This is a genomic window from Telluribacter roseus, assembly GCF_017355915.2.
GTDB lineage: Bacteria > Bacteroidota > Bacteroidia > Cytophagales > Spirosomataceae > Telluribacter.
Map to the genome: position 1 here is coordinate 327,300 of NZ_JAFEUV020000004.1, position 13,438 is coordinate 340,737.

Below are 13,438 nucleotides of genomic sequence, written 5' to 3' on the forward strand. Positions count from 1 at the left end.
ATAAAGCGTATTTCTGAACCAGGAAATGCCTAAGTCAATCAGCAAGTATAACTATAAACAGAGGGCTTGCGTTCAGGCCGGGGAGGTACTATGCACCTCCCCAACAGGTTTCGGGCTCAGTATTAGCGCTTTTAGGTTCAGGAAAATTATTCGCCCTGGCTAGGCGTAAGCGGCTTGCATTTCGTCTGCACTTGGACCGTAGGGACCGGGGATGGGGATGTCAAGCAGGCGCAGAAATACGCCTAGTTGAGCGCGGTGGTGGGCATTCTGACCAAAGGCATGTCGTATGGCTTCCCACTTTTCAAATTCTCCGTAGATAACATCACCGTCGCACATGACCCATTCTTTCTGAAGTATATCGTCGCTGGCGTTGGCCAAAGCCTCCTGCGCCTCCGACAGGCATTCATCAAATCGTGCTACCAGGGCCGTGGCGGTAGAGTAATCAGCCGGATTGTAAGGGCTTCCGGCAAAATCCCATTTGTCCTGCTTGATGGCTATGGTGATCATGATGGGGATCTCGGCCAGATGCGTAGCCAACGCCTTGATGGTCATGCTTTTGGGATGAGGCTGCCAGTCCATTTTATCGGCAGGGACAATGGCTAGCATTTTGCGGGTCTGAACGGCTTCCTGTTCGAGTTCTTTCTGGTAGGCTTCGATAAAAGATAACATAGCTGATCGTTTGTTTAGTTGTTGGTTCAAAGATCAGGCAGGGGAGTGACAGCCCTATGTCAGCAGGGTTTCAGAAATTCTGAGCCGTACTTTTTCTACCTTATCCAGTACCATCTGTTTCAGCTCGGCAGGCTCTACGATATCGGCTGCTTCGCCCAGGAGCATATACCAGTGCGCCATGCCAGTCAGGCAGGTGGTCAGAAAGGTCATCTCGATTTGTTTACCGGCGTCGGTTTGCGAAACAAAGCCCTGGTAGTAGTGCTGGTCACCCAGGTACTTGTAGGAGCCTTTATCTATCCGGAGGACTACTTTATGCAGATCCTGCTGCCGCGAGGTTTCTTCTATAAAGTGCTGAAGGCTGGGATGCTGGGTCTGGAACCGTTCTGTAAGGCGCTGGATTGACTCCACGCGGTCCAGACGGAAGTTGCGGTAAGCCTGGCGAAGCCGACAATAGGCAATAAGGTACCAGTAGGAGCCATTGGCGTAGGTACCTATGGGCTCAATGTCCCGCTCCGTCGTATCCAGATGAGCGGTTGAGAAGTACCTGATCCGGAGTACATTTTTCTGGAGGATGCTGTTCAGGATCTGCTCAATGTGGAGGTTTTTGTGGCGGTCTCTGGGCAGGTACGGATTCTCGACTACTTTGATATGCTGGCTGACATCATCCAGCATCTCTTTTTCGCTGGTTCGCAGCACCGCCTTGATCTTGTACAGGGCCGACTGGTACGAGGTACGGGTAGCGGTATCGGTGAGCTTTTCAACCAGCTTTTCGGCCGTAACAAACGACATGGCTTCCTCACTGGTGAAGTGTACCGGTGGCAGCCGGTATCCATCTATGATGGAGTAGCCAATGCCGGCTTCACTGATCAGAGGTACCCCAGCCATTTCCAGCGTTCGGATGTCGCGGTATACCGTGCGTAGGCTGATACCGAAGCGGTCGGCTATATCCTGTGCCTTTACAATCCGTTTGGATTGCAACTGAATCATGATGGCAGTAATGCGGTCGAGGCGGTTCATGGCCGGAGCGGGTAAGGTGGTAGGGTAGGTACCTTGTTGTACTTCAAAAGTACCGGAATAGATGTACTTACTATTCTACAAAAAAAGAGGGTCAAACGTAGTTTAACCCTCTTTTTATCAGAATTTATTTTGCTTACACCAGCATGCTCATTGGTTCTTCGAGTAGCTTCTTCACGGTCTGCAGGAAGGCCGATCCGGTAGCTCCGTCTACCACGCGGTGGTCACACGACAGCGTTACCTTCATGACATTAACCGGGTAAGGAGTACCATCTTCTTTGAAAGCGGCCGTTTGCTTGATAGCACCTACGGCCAGGATACAGGCGTCAGGTGGGTTGATGATGGCGGTAAACTCATCAATACCAAACATACCCAGGTTAGAGATCGAGAAGGTGTTGCCTTCCCAGTCCTTAGGCTGCAGTTTCTTGTCTTTGGCTTTACCGGCAAACTCTTTTACTTCACCCGAAATAGTTGACAGTGTTTTCTTGTCGGCGTCACGTACTACAGGTACCAGCAGGCCTTCTTCTACGGCTACGGCTACCCCTACGTTGACATACTTATAGCGACGGATCTTGTCACCCAACCAGGCCGAGTTTACGGCAGGGTGCTGCTTCAGCGCCAAGGCACAAGCCTTGATCACCATGTCGTTGAAAGAGATCTTCGCCGGGCTAACGCCATTCAGCACCGGACGCAGCGCCATGGCCTTATCCATGTTGATCTCCATGGTGAGGTAGAAGTGCGGTGCAGTGAAGAGGCTATCGCTCAGGCGGCGAGCAATGGTCTTACGCATCTGCGATACGGGGATATCCTCGTAGTCACCAGCGGCAACCGGCTCGGGCGTAGCGGCAGGAGCCTTGGCTTCGGCCTGCTTGGGAGCCTCGGCAGCAGCCGGAGCAGCCTGCCTGGCGGCGGGTACAAAGCTATCTACGTCACGCTTTACAATACGTCCGTTATCGCCGGAGCCGTTGATCTGACTGATATCGATGCCTTTTTCTTCGGCTAGTTTGCGAGCCAGCGGCGACGCTTTAACACGATCCGAGTCATTCGCTGAAACCGTTTCGTTCGAAGAGTGAGGGGCAGTAGGTACTTCGGAAATCTTGGTTGACTGGTTGGTAATGTCTTCTACCATAGCGTCAGCCTCACCGTTTTCCAGAGCCAGCAGCAGCTGAACATCAGCGCCTTCTTCTCCGATTACGGCAATGATACCGTTGACGGGTACCGCTTCACCTTCTTTAACGCCCGTATGGAGTAGGGTACCTTCTTCGTAGGCTTCCAGTTCCATCGTAGCTTTATCGGTTTCTACTTCGGCCAGTATATCACCTGATTTTACTTTATCACCTACTTTCTTCTGCCAAGATACCAGGGTGCCTTCTTCCATGGTATCACTCATCTTGGGCATACGTACAACGGTAGCTTTTATATTTTCAGCAGAACGAGCCGGCTTTACCGACTGCTGAGGTGCATTGGCCGAAGCGCCGGTGTCAGCAGGTTCTACGGAGGGAGCGGCTTCTTCCTGGTCTGAGCTGCCATTACTATTGTCATTGCTACCACCATCCAGCAGTGCTTTGTAGTCTTCACCCTCTTTGCCGACTACTGCAATGATACCATTGATGGGTACAGAAGCTCCTTTTTCTACACCAATATAAAGAAGGGTCCCCTCTTCGTATGATTCGAGGTCCATGGTAGCTTTGTCGGTTTCCACTTCGGCGAGCAGATCGCCGGATTTTATCTGATCACCTACTTTTTTGTGCCATTCGGCAATGACACCTTCTTCCATGGTGTCGCTCATCTTGGGCATACGGATTGCTTCTGCCATATTAATTCAGTAGTATATTTAATTCAGAATTCTTATTTATTGGTCAGCCAAAAATACAACAAAAGGACGAACGCTCGTCCTTTTGCTGTTAAAATTGTCGATATGCCGATGGATTAGGTAATCTTGAGTACGGCCATGAAGGCTTCCTGCGGAATCTCCACGTTACCTACCTGACGCATCCGCTTCTTTCCTTTTTTCTGTTTTTCAAGCAGTTTACGCTTCCGTGAGATATCCCCCCCGTAACACTTGGCAAGTACGTCCTTACGCATAGCCTTTACGGTCTCGCGGGCAATTACTTTCTGTCCGATGGCCGCCTGGATGGCGATTTCGAACATCTGACGGGGGATCAGCTCGCGGAGTTTTTCGCACAATTTCTTGCCCCACTCGTAGGCTTTGGTACGGTGTACAATGGCCGAAAGGGCATCCACGCGGTCACCGTTGAGCATGATATCCAGCTTCACCATGTCCGACTCTTCGTAGCCGCTGAGCTCGTAGTCAAGCGACGCGTAGCCGCGGGAGATGGTCTTGAGGCGGTCAAAGAAGTCAAATACTACCTCGGCCAGCGGCATCGAAAACTGCAGCTCCACCCGGTCGGAGGTCAGGTAGATCTGGTTCTTGAGCATACCGCGCTTGTCCATACACAGGGTCATGATGGCCCCTACGTACTCGGACTTGGATATGATCTGAGCGTTGATGAAAGGCTCTTCGATCCAGTTGATATGATTCGGCTCCGGCATTTCGGACGGAGCACTTACTTTCAGAAGCTGATCTTTGGTATTGATGACATTAAACTGTACCGAAGGCACCGTGGTGATTACGGTCATGTCAAACTCACGCTCCAGACGCTCCTGTACGATCTCCATGTGCAGCATACCCAGGAAGCCACAACGGAAACCAAAGCCTAGGGCCGCCGATGTTTCAGGCTCCCACACCAGAGCAGCATCGTTGAGCTGTAGTTTCTCCATGGCATCGCGCAGGTCTTCGTATTCGCTGGTCTCCACAGGATAAATACCCGCGAATACCATCGGCTTCACCTCCTCAAATCCTTTGATCATAGTAGGCGAGGGACGGTGGATATGCGTGAAGGTATCACCTACCTTTACCTCACGGGCTACTTTTATACCCGAGATCAGGTAGCCTACGTCGCCGCACTCAACCACATCTTTGGGTTGCTTCTGCAGGCGGAGGGTACCAATTTCATCGGCGATGTATTCCTTACCGGTCGCCATAAACTTCACCCGGTCTCCCTTACGAACACTTCCGTTCTTGATCCGGAATATTACTTCGATACCCCGGTAGGAGTTAAATACCGAGTCAAAGATCAGTGCCTGCAGGGGCGCTTCGGGATCACCCTGCGGAGCCGGTACCCGGTGTACAATGGCGTGCAGGATATCTTCAATACCGATCCCTTCCTTACCACTGGCGTGGATAATCTCCTCACGTTCGCAACCGATCAGGTCCACGATCTGGTCTTTTACCTCCTCGGGCATAGCACCGGGCAGGTCTATCTTGTTCAGTACCGGAATGATCACCAGGTTATGGTTGATGGCCAGGTACAAGTTGGAGATGGTCTGGGCTTCGATACCCTGAGCCGCATCTACAAGTAGCAGGGCTCCCTCACAGGCCGCAATGGAACGTGATACCTCGTACGAAAAGTCTACGTGGCCGGGGGTGTCAATCAGGTTGAGTGTATACTTCTCACCATCCAGCATATAGTCCATCTGAATGGCGTGGCTCTTGATGGTGATTCCCCGCTCGCGTTCCAGATCCATGTCGTCCAGTAGCTGCGCCTGCATTTCGCGGTTGGTTACCGTCTTGGTAAATTCCAGCAGTCGATCGGCCAGGGTGCTCTTTCCGTGGTCAATATGAGCTATAATGCAAAAATTGCGAATATTTTTCATGTATGTTGTTGTCCCCACCCCCGGGGGAAAGTTTTAAGAGTACTTACAGGGGGTACCTATTTTAATGATACAAAATTACAAGCCTTACGTGGATTATTATAGAGGGGGTGTATAATTTATACGACTCACCCATCCCAAAGTGCAATAACGCTCGAAGGCGGCTCCGTGTTACATCTGGCTTACCCACTGCATCATAAGGGCAGTGAGGTAGCCGGCGTAGGTACCTATAGCATAGCCCAGTATGGATAGCAGTACCCCCACCGGAGCCAGTGATGGATGAAAGGCTGCCGCTACCACCGGCGCGGAGGCCGAACCTCCTACGTTAGCCTGACTGCCTACCGCCGCAAAGAAGAACGGAATCCGGAACAGTCGGGCTACTCCTATAATAAAGGCCGCGTGTACCAGCATCCAGACCAGCCCGATGGCAAACAGGCCCGGGTTATCGGCTACGGCGCCCAGATCCATCTGCATCCCGATGGTAGCTACCAGTACATACAGGAATACACTGCCCAGCCGCGAAGCTCCCACAAACTCGAGCCGGCGCAGGGGCGTCAGCGAAAGTAGTATACCTATGATAGTGACCAAGGCTACAATCCAGAAGAAGGAAGAGGTCAGACTGTACTTGTCCAGGTCAGGGTAGTTGGCAGACAGGTAAGGCGTGATCTGCTCGGCTAGCCAGTGAGCCAGGCCGGTCGCGCCCAGTCCTACGGCGCCCAGGTATATGAGGTCACGGGTGGCGGGTATGCGCTGGTTGTTGAGTTCTATTTCTTCCAGCCGTTTCTGAATGGTACCAATGTGGCTGCTGTCGGCCCGGAGCTTGGCGTCGATGCGGGCCGTGTAGCCCGCCGCGTAGATCAGCGCGGCCATCCACAGCTCAGCCACCAGTACGTCTACGGCCACTACCTGCGAAAACAACCGGTCGCTGGGCGTAAATACCTCCCGCAGGGCCGTCTGGTTGGCTCCGCCGCCGATCCAACTGCCCGCAATGGTGGCCAGCCCGCGCCATACGGCCTCGGGGCCCTCACCGCTTACCGTCTCGGGACTTACGGTACTTACGATCCAGAGCGCAATGGGGCCGCCAATCATGATACCTACCGTACCGGCCAGCATCATGATGAGTGCCTGCGGGCCCAGCTTCCACAGCGACTGCCAGTCCATGCCGAGGGTAAATAGTACCAAACAGGCGGGCAGGAAGTACCTGGATACGACCGGGTATAGTTGCGAGGTAGCTCCATTGATGATACCCAGCGAATTGAGTACCCCCGGTATAAAGTAGCAGAGCAACAGGGGCGGCACAATACCATAAAAGCGCTGCCATCCGCGCTGCGGCAGAGAAGCCGTATAAAAAACCAGCGCGAGTACGAGCATCAGGATACCCAGTACCGTAGCGTCATTCTGAATCATGAAAGGATAGTGGTAAATGCGGGTAAAGGCGCAAGATAGTTAAAGAAATAGACTTGGTGTGAATACACTTGGTAGGACCTGTGGAGCGACCTCTGACCGAAAATAGAGAAGCAGGAGGGACTACAAAAGAAAACACGCAGGTTTCAAAATGAACCCGCGTGTCAAATTACACTTCATCAACAAACTAAAAACCAAATAAAACTATTGCGATTACGATCGCTTGTCAAGTTTTTTTTAGAGCTGTAGGAGGGGGATTCGAACCACCCACGGTGAGGTTAGCTACGGTACAAAAGCTTGGTGGTCAACCCCAGTCGACTTGAGGCCGGCATTATACCGCGTTTATCCCTGATTCACCACCCCCGAGACAGGAGGGCATGGCTGCCAGTTTCATCATCCTACATTGTAGTCAAAAAACGTTTCAATTCTCGTCAGAACCGTTGTCCTTTTGTTGAATTGATAATGCAAATGTAAAGCGCTTCTCTGGAATATTAAAATATTTGCAGCAAAATTTCTTAAAATTTAGATAATTTTTAAAATTTGCGCATCATTGTTAGATGATATCTAAATCAGGGTCCAAAAATGAACAAAAATTTAGAAATTGACAATACCGACCTTCGAATTCTGGCTTTGCTGATGGAAAACGCAGGTTTGCCCTATACCGAAATCGGAAAAAGAGTATTTGTGTCGGGGGGAACGGTACACGTACGGATGAAGAAAATGGAACAGATGGGTATTGTGAAAGGTTCGCAGCTGATCATTGATCCTGCCAAATTGGGTTGGGACATCAGTGCCTTCCTGGGCATATACCTGGATAAAAGCTCGCTGTACGAAGCCGTGGCCGAGCAACTCGAGCGGATTCCCGAAGTAGTCAATATTCACTATACTACCGGTAACTACAGCATCTTTGCCAAGATCGTCTGCCGCGATACCGAACACCTGCGGGAAGTGCTGCACGATAAGATACAGAAGGTGCAGGGCATCCAGCGCACCGAAACGTTCATCTCCCTCGAAGAGCGGATCAACCGGTCTATTCCGCTGGATGGTGAGCAGTAGGTAAATCTTTTTGCAGAATATAGTTGATATATACCGAATTCTTATATATTTGTGTAGTAACAGGTAGACCTAATATGGAAAACAACGGAAGTAACGAGTATGTACGGGGCACTCTGAAAACCATAGTGCTGAACCTACTGGCAGAGCGGGGGCGAATGTATGGCTATGAAATAACCCAGGAAGTAAAGGATCGTACAGATGGGAGCATTACCCTTACCTTCGGAGCTCTGTATCCGGTACTTCATAAGCTTGAGCAGGAGGGGCTGCTGCTGACGGAGTCGGAGGCGGTGGACGGCCGGCTCCGAAAATACTACTCCCTCACTACCCAGGGCTCTCAGACCGCCCACACCAAGACCCACGAGCTGGAGCGATTCATGGAAGCCATGAAAATGCTGATCAAGCCCTCCAAGCTGGCCCTTGAATAGGGCTAGGGTACCTTTACATCAAACTACCATCTCACTACTAAGCTACAGCCTATGAAGTCCCTTAACGAGCAACGCCTTCGTGAACTTCGCCGTCATCTGGAGAAGAGCGGTATCGAGAGCGGGCTTATGCCCGAGCTGCTTGATCATATGGCGTGTGAAGCGGAGGAGCGCTTGTGGGAGGGACAGGCCTTTGAGCAGGTGGTGCAGGACCTTTTTGATGAGGCCAGTCCGCATACGCTGAAGCATCTGCAGATCGAACATAAGCATATGATGGTATCGGAGGCATCGTTGACGGATATCGTATTTGAAAATCGGAACCGTCTTTACGGAGCGTACGTACTGCGTCGTCAGTACCCGAGCCATGTCACGATGGCTACGGTGCTGGGGGTGCTGGTGTTCTGGATGATCTTCATGCTGCCGGCTCTCTTCAAGTATTTCTTCGTGTAGTCCGGAGGCGGATTTTCTGGGGCTACGGCCCTTTTTTCTACCATACAAAAAATACCCATCCTGATTCCTGAATGTCCCCTGGATTTTTTTCTTTCTTTGTAGTGTTCAAGGTTGAAAAGTAATAACAAGGAGAGTGGCGGAATGACCGCGGAAGCACTCCGCACAAGATATACCCTTTTTTAGATACATGTATTGCATTGTGGATATTGAGACGACCGGAGGTGTAAAAGGGCCTACGCGTATTATAGAAGTAGCCATTTACAGACACGACGGTCAGCAGGTAGTAGACTCCTTTCATTCTCTGGTAAATCCTCTGACGAGTATTCCCCCTTTTATTTCACGCCTTACCGGTATTGATGATAAGATGGTACAGGACGCGCCCCTCTTCGCCGAGATAGCCGACTCCGTCCGTTCCATTACCGAGGATGCCTGGTTTGTGGCCCACAATGTGCAGTTTGACTATAACTTCGTAAAGAAGGAGTTTTTGTGGCTTGACGAGCATTTTCACCGTGAGCAGCTCTGCACCATTCGGCTCAGTCGCCGGTTGCTGCCGGGCTATAAGTCGTACAGTCTGGGAAATCTTTGCCAGAGTCTGGATATAGAGCTGAACGACCGGCACCGGGCCAGCGGCGATGCGGCAGCTACGGTAACGCTTTTTGAGATGCTGCTCCAGCACGATAATCAGAGTTTGATCCCGAAGAATACGGAACCTACATTCTACCCATAAAAAAGAAGCCTCCCCGATCCGGGGAGGCTTCTTCAATTATTGGCTTGTTGTTAGCTACTTTTTAGCAGCCGTACGTACCCGCTTGATCGTCACCGGTACGCATATCTCAGCCGGGCAGCAATTTCCTTCTTCCACGATAATCGGACAGCAGGCACCGGTTGAACAACCGGCATTGGCCGCGGTGAAGGTATAGGTACCTGGTGCAGTGACCTTGAGGATGGTACTGTTGGCCCCGGTAACTGGAGTACCGTTTCTGAACCACTGAACATTGGTGTAGGTACTGGCAATACTCAACTCGATGGCCTGTCCGGCGCAAAGCAGTATGGGAGCTCCCGCACAGGTCTGGCCGTAGTCATCTTCGTCGGGGATGCCGTTGTCAGGGGTAGAGTTGATATCTTCCTGATCCGCCTTGGATACCTCAGCTACATAGTACTGTACACCGGTAGCTACCACCTTGGTAGTAAGCGTCAGGACTACTGAGTCACCAACGGGCAGGGAGCCGATCACCCAGGTACCGTTGGAGTAGCTACCCTGCGTGGAGGTAGATCCCATCACTTCCAGGCCCGAAGGCATCGCATCTTTTACTTCAACACCCGTAGCATCGTCAGGACCGTTGTTTTTTATCACTACCGTAATCTTGACGTTGTCACCTACCGCCGGCAGCTTGTTGTCCAGCGATGTAGTCAGCACCAGGTCAATCTTCTTGGGCGCTTCCTGACACTGAGCCGCAGGTCCGAGCATTTGTACAAACTGTTCGGTAGGCTGTCCGTTACCGCCGGATTGCTGGCCCGAGCGGGAGTAGAAACTACATTCCACGTTAAGAGAGTAAGCTTTAAAAGCAGCTTCTATAAATGGATCGCCCTTTTCCAGAATTTCTACACGCCCGGTACAAGCCTCGGCCTGAAATGAAAACAGGGCCACCGGCGTGTTGGCCTTAAACTGCCCATAGTTGGTTTCACCTGGCTCTTTCCCTACGGAGCAATAGTAGAAGTTCTTGTCGTAGGTGTAGTTGGCATACTTTGTCTGAACTGCGGGATTACCCAGTATCGTCAGCGGCTTACGCCAGCTTCCGCGGATGCTGGTCAGGTTCTTCATCACGAAGTCCTTGGGTATTTTCAGCGTAACCTGTGCCGTACTTCCCATTTCGTCCGTACTAGGGTTATTGGCGTTGGGAGTATTGTATTGCGGAATTACCCACACGGTATACGCCTGAGTAGCCTGGTCAAAGGTTATCTGATACTTCACCTGATTCGTTGATAGCTCCTGAGCAAACGAACTGAATGCTCCCAGTAGCAGAGAGCCGGCAAGTGCCATGATAAGGGTGAATTTTCTCATTTCTGCTGGATATATTGTGAGCCTGCACTACTCGTACCGACTCTCTTTCGCGTTTTGTGCATCTTCCACAAGAAAGTACACAACATTAGGTGGTCAATATACATAAAGTATGGGAGCAGCGGATAAGGGCTGCCCCCATTCAGCAAGCTATTAGTTATTAGGTAACTGCTCCTGGATTACGAAGTTAATCTCAGGGGTGGTGTTACCCGGGTGGTTCTTAATGACGTTCTGATAGATAAACTCGACGTCATTCTTAGTACCCTGGAAGATCACCTCACCGTTCATGTTGACGTCACCGTTGTGGTAGCCTTTCAGTACGTAGTTCGGGAACTTGAACTCAGTATTGTCGGTGGCGGTGATAATCTGGTTATAGATTGTCTCAACGTCGTTGCCAGTACCCTGGAATACTACCTTGCCATCGTTGAGCGTGTTACCAGCCCACATGGCTTTACCCTGTAGTACAGTTACCTGCGACTGGTGGATCGCGTCGTTAGCCTCTTTTACGTAAGTAGGTGTACCAGCCAGAGTGAAGTTAACTACAGTCGCTACCGGTGAAAGTGCCTGCGCGGTGGCAGTCATAACAGCTAGGTGGTTGCGGTGCTTGATAGTCACGAAGTAGCTACCCTCTTCTTCGGCTACGAACTCAACCGCTGAGGTACCATCTACGGCTACCACGTCACCGTCTCTCTGCAGAAGCGCCGAGCGGCTGAATACTACCGTAGCAGGGTTGGTAGCATCGCGAAGCTCTACAAATACCCAGTCAACGATATCGTTATCGTCACCAGTAGCATCGAATACAGCGGCAGAAGTTACGCTTTCGGCAGCAGCACCTTTGCCCTGCTTAGGCGCCCAGGCAGCGTATGGTGAGGCAGTAGGCAGCAAACCTTTGGTACGCAGGTCATCACGCATCAGCGATCCGGTAGTAACACCGTACAGAGCACCCTGCAGGTATACTTTCGGACGCACGCTTAGTATGTCATCCACTGGCTTGATCGTGATGGTAACGGTAGCTGTGTCACTATTTGATACTCCATCGGTAATGAAGTACGTAAAGGTATCTGTACCGTTGTAGTCCAGGTTAGGCATGTATTCAAACGAACCATCTTCATTAACAGTAGCGGTACCGTTAGCAGGAGCTGACACCATCTTAACTACTTTCAGCAGGTTAGCAGGGGTATCACTGTCAGTGTCATTGAGCAGAATACCGCGTGCATTAACGACCAGTTTGGTATCTTCGTCGGTTTCGTAGGCATCGTTCACAGCCACCGGCGGATCGTTAACATAGATAGTTACCGTAGCCTTGCTGGTTAGCAAAGTAGATTTCTCAATCAGCGTATACACGATTGGAGTAGGATCGCTGGTGAAGGTAGCCAGTGCCTGGAAGGTTAGCTCACCGGTAGCCGGGTTGTAGGTATAGGTACCTTCGTTGGCAACAACCAGCACATGTTGAGAACCAACAGTAGTTGAGTCAAGATCCACATCAGCCAGAGTCGGAGTAGCCGCACTTTCATCAGCCAGCTTATCATTGCTAAGGATAGCCAGTACTACTGGTTCACCAGGCTTAGCAAGTTGAGCTTGATCGGTAGGATCAGCAGCGTTGGTATCGTTGGCCGCAACAGGTGGCAGCTTGTCGTATTCCACTGTTACAATCGCATCATCAAATAGCTCGGACGCCTTCTCGGTCAGCCTGTATGTAATCGGGGTAGGGTTGATATTGAAACCTACATTAGGATCAAAGGTAAGCTCACCCGTGGCAGGATCGTACGTCCAGGTACCTTCGCCAGGTACTTCCATTACCACTTTTCCTCCTACTACTGAACTGTTATATGTAACAGCGTTAGGGCCTGTTCCTATAACTACTGACATAGCAATCGTTACCGAGTCAAGCTCAGGAACCTGGCTGTCGCTAAGTTTGTCGTTGGGCAGAATGGATACCACCGCATTGGCACCAGGCTTTATACCCGTGAGCAGGTCATCAGTAGCCACTGGCGGACAGTAAGCAGGCTTGCCATCTACACCAATGTACTGCTCGAGCGGTACTACGTTACCACCGGCCGGCTGTCCTGACCGTGAGTAAAAGCTTCCCTGGATATTGAGCTGGTAGGCAGTCAGGGCTTTGGTAATAAAGCTGTCAGTGTAGGGCATAATCTCCACCGCACCGGCACAGGCACTACCCGTGAACGAGAAAATAGCTACGGGCTCACCGGCCGTGAATTTTCCGTAGTTGGTTTCTTCGGGCGACTTGCCTATCGTATAGTAGCGGGACGTACCGGCCGGAGCAAAGTTAGGCTGGTCGCCCAGTTTGATCGGAGTCTTGTCCCAGGTGCCTTTGATGTCGGTTATAGCCAGGATGTTGAAGTCAGCAGGTACTTTAATGGTTACCTGAGCTGTTGCTCCGTATTCATTCTCGCTGCTATTATGGCTACTTGGGGTTGAATACTGGGGTACTACCCACACCGTATACACGGATGTGCCAGGGGCATACGTAACCCGGTACTTTACAGTATTAGCTGAAGTCTCAGACGTCTGAGCCCATACTGTTGTGGTCATTAAGAAGAGGAGGGCTACAAAGGACAGCCACAGTCGGAGGTGTTTCATAATAAATAGGTTGTGTGTAGTTTTCTTTTAATAAGTTGAGGTGAGTTGT

11 protein-coding genes are annotated in these 13,438 nt (G+C 51.0%); 4 read left to right on the forward strand and 7 right to left on the reverse strand.

Annotated features, from left to right (window positions below):
• Positions 1 to 159: 159 nt before the first annotated feature.
• From JTN23_RS10495 to JTN23_RS10515, 5 genes are all read right to left on the reverse strand, one after another.
• On the reverse strand, positions 160 to 669 hold the full coding sequence (locus JTN23_RS10495; RefSeq protein WP_247234655.1) for a DinB family protein: 510 nt from the start codon (positions 667 to 669) through the stop codon (positions 160 to 162).
• A 54-nt stretch (positions 670 to 723) separates the two neighbouring features.
• Positions 724 to 1,686 carry a helix-turn-helix transcriptional regulator gene (locus JTN23_RS10500; RefSeq protein ID WP_247234657.1) on the reverse strand — a complete coding sequence of 321 codons (963 nt, stop codon included), beginning with the start codon at positions 1,684 to 1,686 and terminating at the stop codon, positions 724 to 726.
• Between the two features lie 133 nt (positions 1,687 to 1,819).
• Positions 1,820 to 3,499 carry a pyruvate dehydrogenase complex dihydrolipoamide acetyltransferase gene (locus tag JTN23_RS10505; RefSeq protein ID WP_247234659.1) on the reverse strand — a complete coding sequence of 560 codons (1,680 nt, stop codon included), beginning with the start codon at positions 3,497 to 3,499 and terminating at the stop codon, positions 1,820 to 1,822.
• A gap of 113 nt (positions 3,500 to 3,612) precedes the next feature.
• Positions 3,613 to 5,400, reverse strand: coding sequence for a translation elongation factor 4 (lepA, locus tag JTN23_RS10510; RefSeq protein WP_247234661.1), 1,788 nt, complete (start codon positions 5,398 to 5,400; stop codon positions 3,613 to 3,615).
• 168 nt (positions 5,401 to 5,568) lie between these two features.
• Entirely contained in the window at positions 5,569 to 6,804 is a 1,236-nt protein-coding gene (locus tag JTN23_RS10515) for a DUF819 family protein (protein ID WP_247234663.1), read from the reverse strand.
• A 579-nt stretch (positions 6,805 to 7,383) separates the two neighbouring features.
• Between JTN23_RS10515 and JTN23_RS10520 the strand changes: the two genes are divergently transcribed.
• The 4 genes from JTN23_RS10520 to JTN23_RS10535 all read left to right on the forward strand — a co-directional run bounded on the left by JTN23_RS10520 (position 7,384) and on the right by JTN23_RS10535 (position 9,456).
• Positions 7,384 to 7,857 carry an Lrp/AsnC ligand binding domain-containing protein gene (locus JTN23_RS10520; RefSeq protein ID WP_247234665.1) on the forward strand — a complete coding sequence of 158 codons (474 nt, stop codon included), beginning with the start codon at positions 7,384 to 7,386 and terminating at the stop codon, positions 7,855 to 7,857.
• Between the two features lie 74 nt (positions 7,858 to 7,931).
• Positions 7,932 to 8,282, forward strand: a complete 351-nt coding sequence (locus JTN23_RS10525) for a PadR family transcriptional regulator (protein ID WP_247234667.1) — start codon at positions 7,932 to 7,934, stop codon at positions 8,280 to 8,282.
• Positions 8,283 to 8,333: 51 nt separating this feature from the next.
• Positions 8,334 to 8,729, forward strand: coding sequence for a hypothetical protein (locus JTN23_RS10530; protein ID WP_247234669.1), 396 nt, complete (start codon positions 8,334 to 8,336; stop codon positions 8,727 to 8,729).
• Positions 8,730 to 8,916: 187 nt separating this feature from the next.
• Positions 8,917 to 9,456, forward strand: coding sequence for a 3'-5' exonuclease (locus tag JTN23_RS10535; protein WP_247234671.1), 540 nt, complete (start codon positions 8,917 to 8,919; stop codon positions 9,454 to 9,456).
• Between the two features lie 54 nt (positions 9,457 to 9,510).
• Here the strand turns inward: JTN23_RS10535 and JTN23_RS10540 are convergent, their stop codons facing one another.
• Both JTN23_RS10540 and JTN23_RS10545 read right to left on the reverse strand, forming a co-directional pair.
• On the reverse strand, positions 9,511 to 10,791 hold the full coding sequence (locus tag JTN23_RS10540) for a DUF11 domain-containing protein (RefSeq protein ID WP_247234673.1): 1,281 nt from the start codon (positions 10,789 to 10,791) through the stop codon (positions 9,511 to 9,513).
• 150 nt (positions 10,792 to 10,941) lie between these two features.
• Positions 10,942 to 13,389 (reverse strand): cadherin-like domain-containing protein, encoded by a 2,448-nt coding sequence (locus JTN23_RS10545; protein ID WP_247234675.1) that lies wholly within the window; start codon positions 13,387 to 13,389, stop codon positions 10,942 to 10,944.
• Positions 13,390 to 13,438 lie beyond the last annotated feature (49 nt).

Bases quoted from the DNA above. Each gene is read 5' to 3' on its own strand.
- JTN23_RS10495 (WP_247234655.1), bottom strand. From the start codon at position 669: ATGTTATCTTTTATCGAAGCCTACCAGAAAGAACTCGAACAGGAAGCC.
- JTN23_RS10500 (WP_247234657.1), bottom strand. From the start codon at position 1,686: ATGAACCGCCTCGACCGCATTACTGCCATCATGATTCAGTTGCAATCC.
- JTN23_RS10505 (WP_247234659.1), bottom strand. From the start codon at position 3,499: ATGGCAGAAGCAATCCGTATGCCCAAGATGAGCGACACCATGGAAGAA.
- lepA (WP_247234661.1), bottom strand. From the start codon at position 5,400: ATGAAAAATATTCGCAATTTTTGCATTATAGCTCATATTGACCACGGA.
- JTN23_RS10515 (WP_247234663.1), bottom strand. From the start codon at position 6,804: ATGATTCAGAATGACGCTACGGTACTGGGTATCCTGATGCTCGTACTC.
- JTN23_RS10520 (WP_247234665.1), top strand. From the start codon at position 7,384: ATGAACAAAAATTTAGAAATTGACAATACCGACCTTCGAATTCTGGCT.
- JTN23_RS10525 (WP_247234667.1), top strand. From the start codon at position 7,932: ATGGAAAACAACGGAAGTAACGAGTATGTACGGGGCACTCTGAAAACC.
- JTN23_RS10530 (WP_247234669.1), top strand. From the start codon at position 8,334: ATGAAGTCCCTTAACGAGCAACGCCTTCGTGAACTTCGCCGTCATCTG.
- JTN23_RS10535 (WP_247234671.1), top strand. From the start codon at position 8,917: ATGTATTGCATTGTGGATATTGAGACGACCGGAGGTGTAAAAGGGCCT.
- JTN23_RS10540 (WP_247234673.1), bottom strand. From the start codon at position 10,791: ATGAGAAAATTCACCCTTATCATGGCACTTGCCGGCTCTCTGCTACTG.
- JTN23_RS10545 (WP_247234675.1), bottom strand. From the start codon at position 13,389: ATGAAACACCTCCGACTGTGGCTGTCCTTTGTAGCCCTCCTCTTCTTA.